The sequence below is a fragment of the Puniceicoccaceae bacterium genome, assembly GCA_040224245.1.
GTDB lineage: Bacteria > Verrucomicrobiota > Verrucomicrobiia > Opitutales > JAFGAQ01 > JAKSBQ01.
The window spans coordinates 1-18835 of record JBEGIR010000029.1 but is presented as its reverse complement, the minus strand read 5'-3'; the positions used below and the strand labels follow the sequence as shown (position 1 = coordinate 18835).

Annotated in this window: 17 protein-coding genes; all 17 read left to right on the top strand. The window is 48.8% G+C overall.

Annotated elements, in window-relative coordinates:
• Positions 1-367 precede the first annotated feature (367 nt).
• The 17 genes from ABQ298_05110 (at position 368) to ABQ298_05030 (ending at position 18700) form a co-directional block, all read left to right on the top strand.
• A complete protein-coding gene (locus ABQ298_05110; GenBank protein ID MEQ9823744.1) occupies positions 368-1246 on the top strand; it encodes a glycosyltransferase in 879 nt (292 codons plus the stop codon).
• An 89-nt stretch (positions 1247-1335) separates the two neighbouring features.
• Positions 1336-1851, top strand: coding sequence for an HTH domain-containing protein (locus ABQ298_05105; protein MEQ9823743.1), 516 nt, complete (start codon positions 1336-1338; stop codon positions 1849-1851).
• Positions 1852-1934: 83 nt separating this feature from the next.
• Positions 1935-2783 (top strand): ABC transporter permease, encoded by an 849-nt coding sequence (locus ABQ298_05100; protein MEQ9823742.1) that lies wholly within the window; start codon positions 1935-1937, stop codon positions 2781-2783.
• Between the two features lie 19 nt (positions 2784-2802).
• Positions 2803-4083, top strand: a complete 1281-nt coding sequence (locus ABQ298_05095; protein MEQ9823741.1) for an ABC transporter ATP-binding protein — start codon at positions 2803-2805, stop codon at positions 4081-4083.
• Positions 4084-4627: 544 nt separating this feature from the next.
• Positions 4628-5320 (top strand): hypothetical protein, encoded by a 693-nt coding sequence (locus ABQ298_05090; GenBank protein ID MEQ9823740.1) that lies wholly within the window; start codon positions 4628-4630, stop codon positions 5318-5320.
• 3 nt (positions 5321-5323) lie between these two features.
• Positions 5324-5863 (top strand): dTDP-4-dehydrorhamnose 3,5-epimerase family protein, encoded by a 540-nt coding sequence (locus tag ABQ298_05085; GenBank protein ID MEQ9823739.1) that lies wholly within the window; start codon positions 5324-5326, stop codon positions 5861-5863.
• Positions 5860-6750, top strand: coding sequence for an NAD(P)-dependent oxidoreductase (locus ABQ298_05080; GenBank protein ID MEQ9823738.1), 891 nt, complete (start codon positions 5860-5862; stop codon positions 6748-6750). The genes ABQ298_05085 and ABQ298_05080 overlap by 4 nt, the downstream gene beginning before the upstream one ends.
• Positions 6751-6983: 233 nt before the next feature.
• Positions 6984-7991, top strand: coding sequence for a class I SAM-dependent methyltransferase (locus ABQ298_05075; GenBank protein MEQ9823737.1), 1008 nt, complete (start codon positions 6984-6986; stop codon positions 7989-7991).
• 77 nt (positions 7992-8068) lie between these two features.
• On the top strand, positions 8069-9049 hold the full coding sequence (locus tag ABQ298_05070) for a glycosyltransferase (GenBank protein MEQ9823736.1): 981 nt from the start codon (positions 8069-8071) through the stop codon (positions 9047-9049).
• Positions 9050-9052: 3 nt separating this feature from the next.
• The gene (locus ABQ298_05065; protein MEQ9823735.1) at positions 9053-9871 is read left to right on the top strand and encodes an FkbM family methyltransferase; all 819 of its coding nucleotides are present in this window, start codon (positions 9053-9055) and stop codon (positions 9869-9871) included.
• The gene (locus ABQ298_05060; protein ID MEQ9823734.1) at positions 9868-10758 is read left to right on the top strand and encodes a methyltransferase domain-containing protein; all 891 of its coding nucleotides are present in this window, start codon (positions 9868-9870) and stop codon (positions 10756-10758) included. Before ABQ298_05065 ends, ABQ298_05060 begins: the two co-directional genes overlap by 4 nt.
• Before the next feature lie 50 nt (positions 10759-10808).
• Positions 10809-12089 carry a glycosyltransferase gene (locus tag ABQ298_05055; protein ID MEQ9823733.1) on the top strand — a complete coding sequence of 427 codons (1281 nt, stop codon included), beginning with the start codon at positions 10809-10811 and terminating at the stop codon, positions 12087-12089.
• A 973-nt stretch (positions 12090-13062) separates the two neighbouring features.
• A complete protein-coding gene (locus ABQ298_05050) occupies positions 13063-14331 on the top strand; it encodes a hypothetical protein (protein ID MEQ9823732.1) in 1269 nt (422 codons plus the stop codon).
• 52 nt (positions 14332-14383) lie between these two features.
• Positions 14384-15145 (top strand): FkbM family methyltransferase, encoded by a 762-nt coding sequence (locus ABQ298_05045; protein MEQ9823731.1) that lies wholly within the window; start codon positions 14384-14386, stop codon positions 15143-15145.
• 65 nt (positions 15146-15210) lie between these two features.
• Positions 15211-16095 (top strand): glycosyltransferase family 2 protein, encoded by an 885-nt coding sequence (locus ABQ298_05040; protein MEQ9823730.1) that lies wholly within the window; start codon positions 15211-15213, stop codon positions 16093-16095.
• Positions 16096-16367: 272 nt separating this feature from the next.
• Positions 16368-17303 (top strand): hypothetical protein, encoded by a 936-nt coding sequence (locus ABQ298_05035; GenBank protein MEQ9823729.1) that lies wholly within the window; start codon positions 16368-16370, stop codon positions 17301-17303.
• Between the two features lie 326 nt (positions 17304-17629).
• Positions 17630-18700 (top strand): hypothetical protein, encoded by a 1071-nt coding sequence (locus ABQ298_05030; GenBank protein MEQ9823728.1) that lies wholly within the window; start codon positions 17630-17632, stop codon positions 18698-18700.
• Positions 18701-18835 lie beyond the last annotated feature (135 nt).

Below are 18835 nucleotides of genomic sequence, written 5' to 3'. Positions count from 1 at the left end.
TATGGGTCTGCTCGCAGCGCATCAGTGAGTCCCTCAGACGAACGGTGTTGAGAAGAGAAGAATTATGAACACCGCTCACTCCGTTCGCCAAGTGTCCCTGCGGGACCCAGATGTCCTTCGACAGGCTCAGGACGGCATTATTGTCAATATTGCTTGCAGGTGCTGCTGACGTTTGACAGGACGGTGTGGACCTCGCTAAGCGTAGTGGCGAGCAAACGATTTTCATACCGATTTGTCTTTCCAAAACTGAACTAAATCAGACCACAGATTTCAGGATAAACACGGATTCACTCTAGAGACGGCGATTTCTTTTCCATCTGTGAAAATCCTTGGGATCAGTGGTAAAAACAAGAATTCGTATCATTTGATGAATATTCAATCCCAACAACCCCTGGTGTCCGTAATTGTTCCCTGCTACAACTATGCGGACTTCATTGCAGGGTGCATGGAAAGCGTACTGAACCAGACCTACCGGAACCTTGAGTTAATTGTGGTGGATGATGGATCTTCCGACGATTCGCTGGAGAGGATTGCCCGTGTTGCGGATCTGGATTCTCGGGTTCGAGTGATCTCGCAGGACAACCGTGGAGTGGCGCATGCCCGGAATCGCGGATTGTCTGAGAGTGGGGGAGAGCTGGTTCTGTATGTGGATGCTGATGATCAGTTACTGCCTGCTTTTCTGGAGAAAACTGTAGAACGATTGTTGGCGAGTAAACCCAATACCTTTGTCTACACTCAATATCGCATGCACGGTGCGGTGGATCGCGTGTCAAACTGTGGAGAGTTTTCGGTTGATCGACTCAAAGTTCGCAATTTTGTGGGAATTTGTGCTCTGCATTGGAAACACCACTTGAAGGGCATTCGATTTGATCCAGGACTGGAAATGGATGAGGACTATGATTTCATCCTTTCGGTGGCAAAGCGGGGCATTGTCGGGTCGCTCGTGGATGAAATCCTTGTGAGCAAGCGGCAACATCGCGATAGCCGAAATTCGACAGGGCAAATTGACCTGAAATGCTACCGGACACGACGCCGCATCGTTCACAATCACCGGGATTTTTTCAGCAAAGCTGAGGCAGGGGCTACCCTCTACAACGCAAAAGTGGCAGCCCTCCGGGCAATTGGCCATCGTCGTGAGCGCTTGAAATCCAGAAGGGCACGCCTGGAGGAGCTTTTGTACGTCATGCGCTACATTGCCTCACCCAAAGAGTGGTGCATTGCATTGCGATACTGGATTCGGGGGTAGCAGCTGGAAGGTTGGACTTCAGGCTGTACAAAGGTTCGAAAACACTTGACGACTCGATATTTCAAAAATAATTGAAAGAATTGAATAAAATGATGGAACCGGAAGCAGCTGAGAGAGAATTGTCGATCGTCGAGCGGGAAATCATCGGCTACATTGTGAGCGTTGCTGCGGTTGTTCGCCTTCCCAAATCGGTCGGTGAAATTTTTGGCCTGCTCTATATCTCGAGGATTCCTCTGTCGATGGATCGCATCATGCAGAAGTTGGGTGTCAGCCTTGGCACCGCCAGTCAAGGCATCAAGACCTTGAGAAGCTTTGGAGCCATTCGCTCCACATACATTCCTGGTGAGCGAAAGGAGCACTTTGTTGCGGAGACGGATTTTCGAAAACTGCTCAATCGACTGATTCTGGACGATTGGCGTCCAAAGCTCGAGGTTGCAACGGAGCGTCTCGAATGGATCGAATCGCAAATGCAGTCCCAGCCTCGCACTGGCGAAGGTCTGAATGACCAGGATAGCTTTCTCAACGAGAAACTGGTGACTCTCAAACGCCTGAATGACCGGGCAAACCTGTTATTCAAGCCTATCTCCAAAATCATTGGAACCTGAATGGATTCGGTGTGTCGGGTTCGATAGTATCTGGTCATCTGACCAGATGCGGCAGCGTGCACACCTATTAACTCTTTTTGACCATGGAAACTTTTCAACACAAGATTGTACCTCGCGACAGGCTCATCGATTTGCGACTGCGTGAGATTTGGCAATATCGTGATTTGCTGTATCTCTTTGTCCGTCGGGATTTTGTGGCGAAGTACAAGCAGACGATCCTGGGTCCACTTTGGTTTTTTGTGACTCCGCTGCTGCAGACGGTGGTCTACAGTTTTGTGTTTGGTACGATTGCAGAGTTGCCAACTTCTGGTCTGCCTTCCGCCCTTTTTTACCTCTCCGGCATTACGTGTTGGAGTTATTTTTCCATCTGCCTGACATCGACCTCGAACACCTTCACCGCGAATGCTTCGATCTTTGGAAAAGTCTATTTTCCAAGGGCAGTGACCCCCATTTCCATTGTGATTTCCAACTTGATTCAGTTTGCCGTTAAACTGCTGCTTTTTCTGGGAATGATGGCGTTTTATGTGTCCAAGGGGGCAAGCTTCCCGATCGGGCTGGATTTGCTCTTTCTACCACTGCTGGTTTTGTTGATGGGGATGATGGGATTGGGGTTTGGCATGATCATATCGTCCATGACGACCAAATATCGCGATATGAACAATTTGATCGTTTTTGGAACACAGCTGCTGATGTATGCCACACCCGTTATCTATCCACTGGATTTGATTGAAGAAAAGTCACCCAAGATGGGCTGGCTTATCACTTACAATCCGATGAGCAGTATTATTGAAGCCTTTCGCCACATGTTTTTGGGAACATCGAGCATGCATTGGGATCTGCTGCTTTACTCGAGCATAGTGACGGTTGTTGTATTTTTGCTGGGGTTGATTGTCTTCAACCGAACTGAGAAAAATTTTATGGACACGGTTTGAGTCCGTTGCCTAATGCATCATGGATTCGATTATTCAGATTGAAAACTTGTCCAAACTTTATCGCTTGGGAACTGTCGGAACGGGCACTATCGTCAATGACTTCCAGCGTTGGTGGCACCTTGCACGCGGGAAGGAAGATCCCTTCTTAAAAGTTGGGGAATCCAACATCCGCAGTAAGAAGGGGAAATCCGACTATGTCTGGGCGCTCAAGGACATCAATTTCGAGGTGAAGCAGGGAGAGGTGCTGGGTATTATTGGCAAAAACGGATCGGGAAAGAGTACACTACTGAAGATACTGTCGAAGGTTACCGGACCCACAACGGGAAGCATCAGTTACAATGGACGCATAGGCAGTTTGCTGGAAGTCGGTACAGGTTTTCACCCGGAACTGACGGGACTGGAGAACATTTTTCTCAACGGAGCCATCCTGGGCATGACCAAATCGGAAATCCGCAGTAAGCTTGATGAAATCATCGAATTCTCGGGTTGTGAGCGCTACATCAATACCCCGGTCAAACGATATTCCAGTGGGATGAAGGTGCGCCTCGGATTTGCCGTTGCAGCCCATCTAGAACCCGAAATTCTGATCGTGGACGAAGTTCTGGCGGTCGGTGATGCTGAGTTTCAGAAAAAAGCCATTGGCAAGATGCAGGATGTCAGTGGAAAGGATGGGAGAACGGTGTTGTTTGTGAGTCACAATCTTTCGAGTGTTGAGTCATTGTGCGAGCGTTCAATTTTGATGGAAAACGGAAATGTGACCATGGATGCTCCGACCAGTGATGTGATTCCCCAGTATCTGTCAGATCGAAAGTTCAATGATCAGGATGTCGAGGTTCATCGCGTTTCGGGTCTTTGTAATGATGCAACGATTCAATCAATTCGATTGTTGTCTGACTCCAAAACCGTGGCGTACGCATCGGAAATTGAGGTTGAGGGAGTTGTGTGCCGACACATCGAAACCCCTTCAGTGATCTATTTGAGTGGAACTGTTTATTCGATTCATGGTTTTCCTGTGGGCAGTTTCTATTCCAGAGAACCCCTGTGTTTTGATTCTGATGAAAGGTGCAGATTTAAACTTCGGATTCCGAGCACGGGGCTGGTCCCGGGAACCTACAGTTTAGGTTTGTGCCTTGGCTATGGATTGGTGGAAACGGGGCGCACCAACATTGATGTGGTGCTGGGGATGCCAACGTTTGACATTGAAGCAAGCAAACCCGAATCGGCACAATTTGCGATATGGAACTCACGGTCCATGGGTGCAATCATTGTCAACGATGTTTCGGTTGAGGTGAACCTTTAGGCTGCTCGTGCTGGACCAAACATGGCATAGCATTGCAAGGCTGAAACGTTGGGTTGTGCGCCTTCTGCACAGCGATTTTTTGTTTTGGTTTTATGGGATCAGGCAGTCGTTGCTGAACTTTAGGAACTCAAAACGCGATGTACTCATCCTTGTGGAGTGTTTTCCCCGTGGAAAGACGGGACACTACAAATGGTGGCTTCGTTATTTTCTGACGCATTTGTCACCGCGATTTGAAAACATCATCGTTTTCAGCGCTGATAAGGATGAGAATCTCGAATATCTTGATCAGCTGGGTGTTGATCTGTGGCCGAATGTCAGGTGGGAGAGCGCACGGTTCAAGGAGAAGAGCATGTTGAATTTGAACCACATTTGCAAATCCTGTGGGGTTTCCCCGTTGAGAAGCATGGTGTTTTTCATGTGGGGACTGGATTTGCTTCGCATTTCAGGTATCAGGAGACGCATGGTTCCATGGGGTGCTCTGGTGACGGTATCACAGATCCATCGAAGTGAGAAGCCGTCAAAGGCGTATCGAACCGTTGCAAACATGGTTGACACCCATCGAGATTTCCGGTGTGCAGTACAGCCCGACCAGTTTCTGGAACTTCCTGCTGAGCGATACGTATGGATTCCGGATATAGAGAATGTCGACACCCTTGAGCGGGAAACCGAACTGCATAGCTCACTGCGAAATTTTTGTGGTGAGCAGTTTTCGGTTGGAATATTTGGATCGCTCACCGGTTCGCGCTGTGTGCATGCCTTCATGGAGCTGGTCCGGCGGAACCCATCGGTGCGTTTTGCTATGGTTGGCAGGTTGAGACGCGATCAGATTGATCCCGATTGTGTAGCGGAGATTGATAGCGGAATTCACATGAATCTGTTCGTATCCGATGCGTTTGTTGAAAGCGAAGCAGCCTTGAATTCAGCGATTTCGTGCGTTCATAGTGTCTTCATTGACAGCACAGAGTATCTCTTGCAGAGCGGAATCGTGATCAAGGGTCTTGCGCTTGGTAAATTCATCCTCTCGACACCGGGAAATTCCTGGACCCATGATCTCATCCGCACCGCTCATGTTGGAGCCATTGTGGAACGGGATTCCGAGGATTTGCTGAGCTGCTGGGATGAGTGGAGGCTGAATCAAGGATCTGCGCACAATCAAAAGGTTCACTCAGAATTGACCGACCCGAAACTGGTGAATGCTTCCTTTGATCGCATTCGTGAATTATTGACTCAAAACTGAAGCATGAAGATCCTAAGTGCTGACACATCGATTCAGGGTTCTCTGGTGATCCAACTGGACAAGCACCGTGATCATCGTGGTGCTTTTCAGGCATTGTGGGAGCGGGAACAGTTTGAGGCATTGAATGTAGATTTCTCTCCCGACAATGTATACCATTCGTTTAATACCAAAAGGGACACGCTCAGGGGATTGCATTTCCAGTCCGAGCCGTATCAACAGGCGAAACTGGTGACTTGTATATCGGGAAGGGTCATGGATGTGGCAGTTGATCTTTGCAAGACCTCCCCGACCTACCTTCAGGTATCGATGGTGGAACTTGTGGCGGGAGAGTGCATTGCCCATTGGGTTCCGAACACCTGTGCTCATGGATTTTGGACCCTCGAAGCCTCGAGCACGGTGTCCTATGTCATCGAAGGGGCTTATCGCCCGGAATACGCTCATTCGCTACGTTGGAATGATCCAGACCTGCAGATCGCGTGGCCGCACGAGCATCCGATACTCTCGGAAAAGGATGCAAATGCGCCTTTGCTCAGAGAATTATGAGAATTGTTGTCACAGGAGCTACTGGTTTTTTAGGGCAACCTGTGCTGCAAACACTTCGATCCATGGGACACGAGGTGGTTCCTCTTGGTAGACACGACCCAGTGCGATGTGATTTGTTGGACCCCCAGGCGGTTCGCAGGAGCATCAGCGATATTCGGCCCGAAGGTCTGGTGCATCTTGCATGGTTCACAGAACATGGGGCCTATTGGAACGCCCCGGAAAATCTGGACTGGATCACAGCCAGTCTTGTGCTTCTCGAAGCTTTTGCTGCTGTTGGGGGCAAGCGTGCGTTGATCGCTGGAAGCTCAGCCGAATATCGGTGGGGTGGAACCGAGGATCTGAAAGAGATGCAGTCTCCACTTGAAATGACGACATTATATTCGTTTTCCAAAAATACGCTGAGGGAAATCCTCCATCGCAGGAGTGAAGTTGTGGAGGACCTCTCGCTTGTGTGGACTCGTATTTTTTGTCCGTTCGGTCCTGGAGAAGAGCATCGAAGACTGGTTCCGCGCACGGTTCATGGGTTGCTTGCGGGCAAGCGGTTGGAATTCGACAGTGCGTGTTCGGTGCGGGATTTTCTGCACGTGTCCGATGTTGCTTCGGCACTGTGTGTGGTGTTTCAGTCGCAAGTTTCGGGGCCGATCAATATCGCATCTGGTGTCGGGACGTCTGTCCGGGACTTGGTGACGATGATTGCATCTCATCTTAATGCACTGGATCAAATCCATTTTGATGAACCGACTGCTGAACAGAAGGATGTGGATCGGGTGGTGGCATGCGTGAGTCGTCTGAATCAGGAGGTCGGTTGGTTTCCCGCAGAAACTTTAAACCATCGAATTCGCGAAGTGTGCGAGTTCTATGGTAAACTGAAAAAAGGATTTTCATGAAGAATAAACAATGCATGAATTGTCGCAGTACGCGGCTCAAACGCTTCATTGATTTGGGTGATCAGCCGAATGGGAATTATTTTCCGTCGGCAGATGAACTCGACTCTGAACCAAACTATCCATGTGCGATGGCGGTTTGTGAGGATTGTTGGCAAGTACAGATCGAGGAGTTTCCGTCCGTGGAGTCGATGTTCACGAATCATCCCTATGTAACGGGCATCAATATTCCGGTCGTGGAACACTTTGAGCAAATGGCTGCTCGTACCGTAAAGAAATTTGCGATTCCAAAGAATAGTCTGGCGATCGATATTGGTGCAAACGATGGAACCTTGATGCAGTGTTTCCAGAAAAATGGACTGCGCGTGATGGGAGTTGATCCCGGGAAAAAAACTGGGCGTCTGGCAGCGGAGAAAGGACTGCACGTGTTCGAGGCATTCTGGAACGATGAAACTGCCAAGCTGCTTCAACAATTGAATGTGAGACCCAAACTGATTTCCGCAACGGCAGTTTTTTATCACATAGAAGATATTCACAGTTTCGTGAAAGGAATTTCACGCATGTTGGAGAAAGATACCATTTTTCTAGTGCAATGCGTCTACATGAAGGACGTTCTTGAGCATGTGCAGTTCGATCATTTCTACCATGAACACACCATGATGCATAGTCTGCGTCCGTTGAAACGCCTGTTCAGCGAACACGGTATGCGCATGATTGATGTGGATTTCTATCCAATTCACGGTGGATCGTTTGTACTCTATGTGGGTCGAGAGGATTCTGTTTATCCGAGCAGTGACAAGATCGCAGCCGCAATAGAGGCTGAAGAAGCCGCAGGCATGTATCAATACGATACCTATGAAGCATTTGCGCGCCGCGTGGAACACAATAAAAATGAACTGCTGAAGTTGTTGAAACGCCTGAAAGCAGAAGGAAAATCCGTATACGCGCTCGGCGCACCCTTAAAGGGCAGTACTCTCTTGAATTATTGTGGAATTGGCCCTGACCTTGTGGCTTGTGCGACTGAGGTGAATCGCTTCAAGATCGGAAAGTATACTCCTGGCACACATATTCCGATCATCTACGAGGAAGCCGTAGAAGAAGAACCTGACTACTATTTGGTGCTTTCATGGAATTTCATCGAATTTTTCGAAAAAAAATATGCCTCCTTTCTCAATGCAGGGGGAAAAATGATTGTTCCGCACCCTGAAGTGCGTGTGATTGAGCGATCTCCTATGCAAGCATGATAGCTTGAGCAGATTTGATTTTCCGTCTATAAATTCTTGCATGGCAGTTGATTCCCAAATTGTCGAAACCGAAGTTTATGTATAGTCTTTCTCCAATCGCACTTTTTGCATACCAGCGATTGGAATCTCTGCACCGTACGTTGGAAACGCTGCGGCGGAACGAACTGGCGAATGAGAGTGAGTTATATGTCTTTTCAGATGGGGCAAAATCGGATGAAGAGGCTCCAGCGGTACTTTCGGTTCGCGAGAAGTTGCGTGCGATCAAAGGATTCCAAAAGGTTCACCTCGTTGAGCGACCTGAGAATTTTGGCTTGGCACGAAACATTATTGATGGGGTTTCATGGGTTTTGAAACAGTACGAATCGGTGATCGTTCTGGAAGATGACATCGAAACTTCTCCGGGGTTTTTACGTTACATGAATGACGCACTGGAATGCTACCGAAACGAACCGAAGGTCATGCATGTGTCAGGCTACATGTTTCCAGTAAAGGGTAAGCTACCGTCGACATTCTTCTACAACACGGCTTCCTGTTGGGGGTGGGGGACTTGGCGTGACCGTTGGCAGCAAGCGGAATGGGATGCCGTTCAGCTTTGCGAACAGATAGAGCATAGCGGTCGGATTGCTGACTTCAATATCGGCAACACTTACCCGTATTTTGATCACCTTCGAAAGAATACGACGGGAGAGATGCGAAGCTGGGCTGTCCGTTGGTATGCGAATCTATTTATAAAGGGAGGATTCGCATTGCATCCCTTTCCGAGTTTGACTCAGAACATTGGAATGGATGGTCAAGGAACTCACTGCGGAGTGTCTGATCGCTATATCTGGAGTGAGCTTGCTAATCATGTTCCGGTCAAACCCATTGAGTTGCGACAAAGTCGAAAATGTATATTATTGATGAAGCAGTTTCATGCTTCCCGGTCGCGAACACTACGGCGAAGTTTCAGAATCCGGCGCATCGCTCGACGGATTTTTCAACATTGTGCAGCTTGGGTTGCTCGGGGTGTTGATAGGAGTTCCAGCAGAAACAGAAAACCAAAAAGCTTGAAACTGTAATCCATGATCGCTCGCATTATACGGCAGTTGGAGCGGTTGATTGGGCAACGTGTTGATCGTGTCGACCTTGAGATTCAACGGTTGAAACATCTTCCACGTTACGAAGAGGGAAGCACTCGGCTATTGGGTCCTGCTCTGAGATTCGTAGATGCTGCCTCCTTCCTATTCCTTTACGATGAACTCTTCCGAAAGGAGATCTATCAGTTTGAAACCTCGAATCCATGTCCATATATCATCGATGGGGGTGCAAACATTGGTCTGAGTGTGTGTTATTTCAAGCGATGCTTTCCTGAAGCAAGTGTCGTAGCTTTTGAACCAGATCCGAAGGTGTTTGCTGTGCTGAAGGATAACGTTGAAATGCTCGGACTCAATCACGTTGAACTTGTCCAAAAAGGACTATGGAACGAAGACAAAACGCTTGAATTTCATGCGGAAGGAGCTGATGGGGGCCGCATTGCGGTATCAGGAGATTCTGAAAGCCTCAAGCAGATCGAGACAGTTCGTTTGCGGAGTTATTTGGACCGTCCTGTGGACCTGCTCAAAATTGACATAGAAGGAGCGGAAACGGAAGTTCTTGAAGATTGCGCGGACCTGCTTCAGTGCGTGGATCGCATCTTTGTGGAATACCATTCATTCACCCACCAACCTCAGAACCTGCATCGCTTGCTGTCAGTGTTGGTAAATGCGGGATTTCGATACAACATACAACACATTGGGGTAATTTCTCCCCATCCGTTTGTGAAAGTTCAATCCTACTTGGGCATGGACAATCAACTCAACATTTTTGCAGTGAAGGAGAGTCCTCGAACACCTACAACATGAAACGCTACCTCAATTTGGGTTGTGGAAATCGTTTTCACCCCGACTGGACCAATGTGGACATGGTTTCCAGCAGTCCACATGTCGTTGCTCACAACCTGTGCGAGGGCATTCCATACCCCGATGCACATTTTGAGGTCGTTTACCACTCGCATGTATTGGAGCATTTTTCGCGGAAGGAAGGGCGGGAGTTTTTGAGGGAATGTGTGCGAGTCCTCAAGCCAGGCGGCATTATTCGTGTCGCTGTTCCAGACCTTGAGCACATTGTGAGGCTTTACCTGAATTCACTTGAGCAAGCATTGGACGAAGACATTCAAGCACAGCACAATTATGAGTGGATGCTTCTGGAGTTGTATGACCAGACCGTACGCAACCACAGTGGGGGGGAGATGGCAGCCTATTTGCAGAGGGAGACAATTCCAAATGAATCGTTTGTGATGGATCGCCTCGGTGAAGAAGGAAGAGAAATCCGTCGTCGTGCATTGATGGCCAAGGAAAATCGAGTGAAGGCACCTGAAGACGGGTTGAATCCGAATCGTGTCCCTTTGGGTCGGCGTGTGAACGCACTACTGCGGCCGCTCAAGGAGAGAGTGCTGCGTTTGTTGCTGGGAAACGATTGGAATTTGATGAATGAGCTGCGAATGGGGAGCGGTCCCAACACACTTGCGCTAAAAATTGGGAAATTTCGATTGGGTGGCGAGATCCATCAATGGATGTATGATCGGTACTCACTGACTCAGTTACTTCAGGATCTCGGAATCCGCCATGTTGAGGTGAAGTCAGCATTGGAAAGTAGTATTCCCGGGTGGAATGCGTTTGAACTGGAGAGCAAGAATGAAATAGTCTTTAAACCCGACTCGTTGTTTGTGGAAGGGAGAAAGGCGGAATAATTCCTCACCTGCGGGGAGATCCAAACTGCTCCTCACTCTGGATCGCCAAAATGAATATCTCGATTGCCAATACGCATACCCAAGGCGGTGCAGCTGCAGCTTGTCTTCGCTTGCGAAATGGCTTAATACAGCAAGGATGTTCGGTGCGTTTAGTGACGCGTGGATTGCTGCCAGATGAGCCAGACAAGGTGATCGATTGCAGAAAGTTTACGCTGCGTCGCACTCAGGCCGACCGCGTACGAAATTGGATTCGCATTCGATTGCTTGAAAAGCGGAGATCCGTTTTGAATCGACCAGGAAATATTGAACAATGTTCGTTTCCCGAAAGCTACTTCGATCTTGCAGCAGCGATCCAGAGCCAGCCCTGTGATATCATCAACTTGCACTGGGTGAGCGGCATGCTGGACTACCCGAGCTTTTTTCAGAAACTGGAACTGCCTGTGGTCTGGACCTTGCATGACATGAACGCGTTCATGGGTTACGAGCATTTTGTGGAGCAGGTATCTGATCTAGATGCACAAGGAAAGTTTGTTTATTATCGTCCTAGTTCGAAGGAAATGGACTTGAACAAGCGACTCGTGGAATCCAAACAGCGTTGGGTTTCAAAAGCGAAAAATCTGACGGTCGTTACGCCTTCAAAATGGCTTGAAAGCGAAGCAGCGCGGAGTCCGGTTTTCGCTGATCGGTGTATCCATACGATTCCTTATGGTTTGGATACGCAGGTGTATTGCCGCAATGATTCTGCAGAAGCAAAGCAATTGTTAGGCTTGGATCCCCAGCGCAAACAACTGCTTTTTGTCTCGGACAACGTGAAGAAAGCACGCAAGGGAGGTGTTGCACTGCTGCATGCTCTCAGCGGATTGAAGCATCTGGATCAAATCGAATTGATGGTCGTCGGGGGGCACTTCCCTTCCAATGCGATTACAGGACTCCAAATACGCAACATGGGTTCGGTGAATGATGATCATCTCATGAGTATGCTATATAATGCTGCAGATGCTTTTGTGTTACCCTCGTTGGTTGATAATCTTCCCAATACCATGCTGGAGTCTCTGGCTTGTGGAACACCCGTGATCGCATTTGCCATCGGTGGGGTGCCCGATGCGGTTAAGGATTTTCAGAATGGTATACTTTGTGAGTCGGTAACAACCGAATCACTTCGCAGCACAATTCAGGAGTTTCTCGACGGTGCAGGTTCCTTTGACCGGGAGCGCATCGCCTCTGACGCAGCAAAGCACTACGCACTGGAGATTCAGGCAACACGATATCAATCGTTGTTTCGCGAAGTTCTGCTATCCCATTCAGCACCAATACACCGATCCTGCAGATGAACTGGAAAGCGATTCACAGGTGGATTTTTCCGAGATCACAGACGTTTCACCAGTGGTATAAGGCGATTCGCCACGAACCAGTCTATATCTTTCAAATGGGTAAGGTGGGATCTTCTTCGCTCTTGAGGACTCTTGAGCAACAGTGGAAAGGCCATGTTTTCCATGGACATCGCCATGTCGCTAAGGGACATTTTCCATTTCAGGTGCTGCGGGTGCGAGGATGGTTGGGACTATCAGTTAAGGTGATCTCACCAGTAAGGGAACCGATTTCTCGTAATGTATCTTCATTTTTTCAGAACTTTAAAAGGATCACGGGCAGGAGTCCGGAAAGTTGTGGGTGGACGATTGAGCAACTGATTGCCGCCCTTCTTCAAGGAGAATCGGGAGCATTTACCGCCCGGTGGTTTGATGACCAGATGAAACCTGCGTTTGGGATTGATGTATTCAGCGAGTCCTTTCCTGTTGAGGCAGGATGGAAGGTTTATCGCCGAGCTAAAGTGCAACTTTTGGTGTATCGCACGGATCTCAAACGAACAAAACAACTTGAGATCGTGAGCAATTTTCTCAGCTGTCCAATCCTTGAGTGGACCCTTGCCAACGTTTCGAGCCGCAAACCGTATCGGGAAACATATCGAGTGTTTCGTGATCAGGTACGTTTGCCTGACAGCTATCTGGAGGAACAGCTCAGTTCCAAATTTGCGATGCATTTCTGGAGTGCGCAGGAGCGGCTTCAGATTCGTGAACGTTGGGTCGTGGCTCAGGATTCATCAACTTCAGTTTCAAATCAATCATGACCCTTGGTGCAGGCAATCATACCGTTTTCCCGTGGAAAAACCTTTGGAAAGCCATAGAGACACAGAAGCAGGTGAATGTGTTGCTTCAGCGTATTTTCGGATACGAGATGTTTGCCAAATGGCACCTTTCTCTGCTTTGATCATCAATCTCATTTTGTTGAACTTGCGATTATCACTCCATGATATCCTCCATTCCCATTGTTGTCGCTGTATACAATCGCCCGGATTGTTTGCAACGACTCCTCGTCAGCCTTGATCGGGCTCACTATCCGGATCATGTTGAAGTGCCTCTGATCTTGTCCCTCGAAGGTGGGGCAGATGAGGCATGTGAGCGACTCGCAGAGGACTTTGAGTGGAGAGTCGGTCCGAAGCGCATCATCCGCCAGCAGAATCATCTGGGATTGAGGCAGCATATCATGGCATGTGCCGCGCAGAGCAAAGCGTCTGGAGCAGCCTTGATTCTGGAGGATGATCTGATCCTATCCCCGTATTTTTATCAGTTTGCACGTGAGACCACTTTGCGATACCAGACGGAACGCAAAGTCGCTTCAATCGGACTTTATTCTTACCGAATCAATGAGTTCTGTCATTATCCTTTTGAACCGATTCCCGACCAGTGGGATGCATTTTTCATGCAGGTACCCTGCTCTTGGGGGCAGGTGTTTTTGGGGCATGCCTGGCAGGATTTTGAAAATTTTTTGCAGCGGGAGGGAGAAGCGGTGGACGGAATCAAACTCCCCGATACGGTCAAGCGATGTTGGCGAAGTCATTCATGGAAGAAGCTTTTTTTCAAGTTTTTGGTCTGTGAGGATCGTTTTGTGGTCTATCCCAGGCAATCTTTCTCGGACCATCGTGGTGAGTTGGGGACCCACTTTAAAAAACCATGCCCCTATTTTGCCACCAGCCTGAGTATGAACCCGGGTCCCTACCAGTTTCCGCAGTTCCACGAAACCTGGAATATTTATGATGCTTTTATGGAGGTGGACATGCGACATGGAATGTGGGATTCGAGTGTATTTAAGGATGCTGAGATGGATCTGTATGGACTGAAACCATTGGAACTTATCTCATGTGAACGCGTGGTGACGAGTCGTAAGGTTCGTGGAAAATTTCAAACACTCGAACTGACCGAGCAACCCTTGCAGCAGAACCTGCTGAATCCAGTCGATAGCAACGTTGAGCATACACAGAAGGAGGGGGCGCCATTCCTTTCAATTGCTCCCCTGTGTGACGTCATGAGTGCGTCACCGAACACGACGCTGAACACATTTTATGCGGAACGCATCAGTCCACCCTTACGGACTCACCTTGTGAATATCGGCATAGCGCTTCAACTCGATTACCTGCTGAAGAACCCAATTTTTAGAGGGCTGTGGATGATCAAGCGTGTGCTTCTTCGTTTCCGGTTCTGGAAGTGGAAAAAGCGATTCAGACCCGAAATTCAATGAATTCGTTGCTTCAAAAATCGGTCACAACGTGCGGCGATAACAGCAATGATTTTTGCTGGAGCTCTGGAAGTTAATTAAACAAAAAGGTAGAATGTTCATCAAAATAATGATTCAAAATGCCCTTCAAAAAAGGGGGTGGGAACTCAGGAAAATAAAACCACCACGAACCGAGATGATGGATGCACTGAAATGGCTGAGAGAGTCTGGCATCAACATTACAACGGTTTTGGATGTGGGTGCTTCAAATGGCAGTTGGACGCGCATTTGTTCGTCTGTCTATCCCGAAGCGAACTATCTCATGTTTGAGGCAAATCCGGTTCATTTTCAAGCACTCAACTCGTTTGCATATGCATCAGAAAATCGGGCTGCTGATTGCCGTGCGGTAGGACCTGGAGTTGGGAAAATTCATTTTGATGCCCGAGACCCTCTCGGAGGCGGATTGGTGCCTGATGGGAAAAACGTCCATGCCATTGAGGTGCCTATGGTAACGCTCGATCATAGCATAAAGGAGACAGGATGGGGTGGTCCCTATTTGATCAAACTGGATACCCATGGTTTTGAAAAGGGGATTTTGGCGGGAGCACTGGATACGTTGGAAAACACGAATGCGCTTGTGGTGGAGTGCTACAATTTCAAGATCAACAAGAGTGCCCTGAAATTCTGGGAATTCTGTGATCATATCGTGAAGATAGGCTTTCGACCGGTCAGAATTGTGGATGTCATGAATCGAAAACGAGATCGAGCGCTCTGGCAAATGGATTTGGTTTTTGTCAGAAATGACTGGGAAGGGTTCAGCTATGCTGGTTTCCAATAGGACAGATGAAGGGCCGGGGATTCGGATACCCTCTTGATCGTATTGGGCGTAGATATCGACATCCTATGAATGAGCCAGCACTGAGTTTTTCAATCGCTACTGCCGTATACAATGACGTGGAAGGGATCGGTACGGCCATTGATTCGGTGGTGGATCAAGCCTATCCTGAGATGGAATATGTCGTGTTTGATGGGGGAAGCACTGACGGAACCGTGGAGGTGATTCGAAATCGTGAGTCCAGATTGTCCTCGTGGTATTCAGGACCCGATGCTGGACAATATCATGCAATTCGCGATGCCCTGAATTCTACTTCTGGTGAAATAATGGGGTGGTTGAATTCGGATGACCGCTATTTTCCCTGGACCTTTCAAATTGTCAACGAAGTGTTCAGGAAGTTCCCAGAAGTAGATTGGATCACGGGAAGACCCATTATTTCCTATAATGGCATCCCGAAATCGATCAATCGTTTGCACTACTATCCACAAGATCTGATCAAAGCCGGGGCCTGTGATGAGCATGGTCTCTGTCACATCCAGCAGGAGTCGACGTTTTGGAGACGGTCACTTTGGGAGAAGGTGGGAGGGCTTAACACCGATTTGCAATTGGCAGCAGACTTTGATCTTTGGATTCGGTTTGCAAACGTCAGTCCGTTGGTGGCGGTTGACGCTGTTTTGGGTAGTTTCCATGATCGTACTGGTGCAAACCGGAGTCAAAAATTCAGGAATCAATACATCGAAGACGTTGAATTGGTAAAACAGGCGTTGGGTCCAGAGGCAAAACGAATCCGGGAGCACTTCATTCGAAATCGTCAGATTTACCGACAAACGAGGAGAATACCGTTGCTTCGGAGTTTGCACTATCAGATCAACCTTAAGCAATATCGTGCACCGATCATCTGTTGGAACAATCGTGAGAAAAGCTACCAACTGCAGCATCGCTATCTGTACTAAGTTTTCTTGCTGTCGATGCGGATGGATTGAAAAAAAACCACTTCCTACCCATGTTGCGCGTTGGTAGTTTTTTTAAAAGCACGGAATCAAGACTCAAATGGATCGCTGAATCCGGATCACTTGTCGCAAACCGGGACCTGTGTCATGGGCATGCGGTACTTGTGCGATCCGGTATTGGGTGGTGGAACAACCTTGAGGGTTGGATTCAAGTTCCCAGGCGAGGCCTATTGGGGGGGTGTTTTCGTCAGCTCGACTATTGGGTGCAGCGTGGCATGATGAGATTTTTGGGCTTTCCAGCTGGTGACTGGCTTGGGATTCTGCTGAACCTACCCAGAATCTGGCGTTCAGATTTGATCCTTTCGACTGTCGAAAATGTTGGGTTTCCGCTCGCCCTGATGCGCGTAATGGGACTTTGGTCGATACCATGGATCTACACGTCCATCGGCACGCCGGAGCGATTGGAGCGCATGCATGCATTGCTTCGGCATGGACTTCGAACTTCTTTGCGCGAATCATCGTTGATCTCCTGTTTTGGTGCCGGGGAGCGAGACCGCCTGGATACGCTGGTGAATCCTTACGAGTGTGGAACCATCCCAGTGCTGCATTGGACCTACGGAATTGCAGTGCCGCAAAACAACCATCAGCCTCCGATGGAGGAACCTCAATGGGATGTGATTTCGGTCGGAGCGGATCCGCATCGGGACTATCGACTTCTGCTTGAGGTGGCAGCATTGTTGCCAGGGCATACATTCCTGATTATTGCATCTGCAGCATTTCAGGCGATACTCGCCGATGCCCCTGACAATGTCGAAGTTCGGTATGATCAAAGCATGGAAGAGGTAAGGGCGAGTTTTCTGAAATCCCGACTCGTGGTGTTGCCCATTCTTCCAAACTCGTATTCCGGCGCGGTAACGACTGCACTTTTGGCCATGTCCCTCGGACGCCCCGTACTACTGAGCCTGGTGGAGGCCATCCGGTCGGGTTATCAGTTCCGGCATAACGAGAATTGTTTTCTTGTTGAGCCATGTTCAATTGAGGCAATGCGTAGGGAGGTCCTTGGTGCACTCAGTAATACGAATCGTCTGGAACAGGTTGCCAAAGAAGGAAAACATCTTGTGAATGATTTTTACCAGAGTAAGCATTTGGAGGCAAAAGTGAATGCCTGCGTAAGCAGCTTTGAGAATGAACTGGCGAAACCGGCGGTGTGACGGTTAGGCTTGTGGGTCATCCCGAAGCGATCAACGGGGCGTAAGATATCCGGCTGTGGCCGGACGGCCTATTTTTCATTGTTTTTATATGCCGTTTCGCATGCGGAACATATGGGCGCGAAGCGCATCTAGTGAGTCCCCCGGATGAACGATGTTTGAAAGAAACTCTATAAACAACGCTCACTTTGTTCGCTAAAAAACGGCTCGCTGCACACGCCTCGGAAGCCCCTCTTCGAGGACCACAGCAACCAGCAGGATGTGCATATTTTCTGACTTCTAGCTCCTGACCCTTCACTCAAATAGGCGGCAAAACAACAGATACATTCATGAACATTGAACTCAAGGCACCCACGGCACGGAATTATCCCTTCCTGAAATTCCTCTACGAGGCTGTGCGTGAAGGCTACAGCGTGAACGAACGGGACTACGAAGATTCTTGTCAGCGCTTGAATCTTGATGGACGTGAACACCTGTCGACCTGGATCGAATGGGATGGTAAGCGCCTGTTCTTTGACCTTTCCGACCACGCCTTCCTGTGGAACCTCGATGCGTTGGACTGCTGTGATGTGTATTTCAAGGCCAACCTGCATTGGGGGATTGCCAGCAAGTATCTGCATTCAGAACTCTTGAATGAGCATCGCCACAAGATTGCACCCTTTCTCCTTTTTGCACCCGATCTGGCACAGTTGAACCGAACCCGCTGGCTGTATCGCTTGGCAGCGTTTGGGCAAACTTTTGAGGTGTGTCAGATTGTTGGAGTCTATCGAAACCACATCCAGGCTGCAACAGAGTTGCTGGACCACTTGCCTGCAGGATGTAATCCCGATGCCTATCACTTCTGGGTGCGTTATCTGACTCATCGCCATCTTTCGGATAGCAGGACTCGCGCATTCACGCGACTGACCAGCAAAGGTCAGCCAGAACAGGAAGATGGATTGGTGATCTACCCTTCTGTGAACAAATACGCGTTTTTCCAGAAAATTGCGGCGTCCCGCTTTCAGTTTGTGAACATACTGCCTCATGCTCTGTTGCCCTGGAAGGCGACCGAAGGATTTGCGCTTGATGTTCCTCTCATCCTCGACCATGCACCGCTGATGGAGCAACCCGTAGGCTTTGAGTTGAGCGAAGGGGACCACTACTTGAGCCTCTTTGGAAAGCGCTTCGACTTTGATGCGACTGCCGCAGTTGAGGATCCTGCGAGTTATCGCATCCTCGAACCCATTCCCCGCGAGAGCTGGAGGGACGCTTTTGAAATCCTCCTGGAACAGGTGATGGATCCTCAGCGCTATGCGCATCTGAAACAGCAGGTTCAGCTGTATCGGAAAACCCGATTGACCTCAGAGAATCTTTGCAAGACGCTGCTGCATTACCTTGGTTTGAGCAAGAATCCATCGTGAAACCGAATCCTTTCCAAATCCACATCATCATTGGTGCACGCCCCAATTTCATGAAGGCAGCACCAGTCTATCATGAGCTTCAGAAACACCCGGAGTTCGCAGTGCAACTCATCCACACCGGACAGCACTACGACA

What these genes read in the sequence shown, in the direction of transcription:
- ABQ298_05070 (MEQ9823736.1), top strand. Translation starts at nt 8,069, where the DNA reads ATGTATAGTCTTTCTCCAATCGCACTTTTTGCATACCAGCGATTGGAA.
- ABQ298_05095 (MEQ9823741.1), top strand. Translation starts at nt 2,803, where the DNA reads ATGGATTCGATTATTCAGATTGAAAACTTGTCCAAACTTTATCGCTTG.
- ABQ298_05090 (MEQ9823740.1), top strand. Translation starts at nt 4,628, where the DNA reads ATGGTTGACACCCATCGAGATTTCCGGTGTGCAGTACAGCCCGACCAG.
- ABQ298_05040 (MEQ9823730.1), top strand. Translation starts at nt 15,211, where the DNA reads ATGAATGAGCCAGCACTGAGTTTTTCAATCGCTACTGCCGTATACAAT.
- ABQ298_05035 (MEQ9823729.1), top strand. Translation starts at nt 16,368, where the DNA reads ATGATGAGATTTTTGGGCTTTCCAGCTGGTGACTGGCTTGGGATTCTG.
- ABQ298_05060 (MEQ9823734.1), top strand. Translation starts at nt 9,868, where the DNA reads ATGAAACGCTACCTCAATTTGGGTTGTGGAAATCGTTTTCACCCCGAC.
- ABQ298_05105 (MEQ9823743.1), top strand. Translation starts at nt 1,336, where the DNA reads ATGATGGAACCGGAAGCAGCTGAGAGAGAATTGTCGATCGTCGAGCGG.
- ABQ298_05080 (MEQ9823738.1), top strand. Translation starts at nt 5,860, where the DNA reads ATGAGAATTGTTGTCACAGGAGCTACTGGTTTTTTAGGGCAACCTGTG.
- ABQ298_05110 (MEQ9823744.1), top strand. Translation starts at nt 368, where the DNA reads ATGAATATTCAATCCCAACAACCCCTGGTGTCCGTAATTGTTCCCTGC.
- ABQ298_05030 (MEQ9823728.1), top strand. Translation starts at nt 17,630, where the DNA reads ATGAACATTGAACTCAAGGCACCCACGGCACGGAATTATCCCTTCCTG.
- ABQ298_05085 (MEQ9823739.1), top strand. Translation starts at nt 5,324, where the DNA reads ATGAAGATCCTAAGTGCTGACACATCGATTCAGGGTTCTCTGGTGATC.
- ABQ298_05065 (MEQ9823735.1), top strand. Translation starts at nt 9,053, where the DNA reads ATGATCGCTCGCATTATACGGCAGTTGGAGCGGTTGATTGGGCAACGT.
- ABQ298_05100 (MEQ9823742.1), top strand. Translation starts at nt 1,935, where the DNA reads ATGGAAACTTTTCAACACAAGATTGTACCTCGCGACAGGCTCATCGAT.
- ABQ298_05050 (MEQ9823732.1), top strand. Translation starts at nt 13,063, where the DNA reads ATGATATCCTCCATTCCCATTGTTGTCGCTGTATACAATCGCCCGGAT.
- ABQ298_05055 (MEQ9823733.1), top strand. Translation starts at nt 10,809, where the DNA reads ATGAATATCTCGATTGCCAATACGCATACCCAAGGCGGTGCAGCTGCA.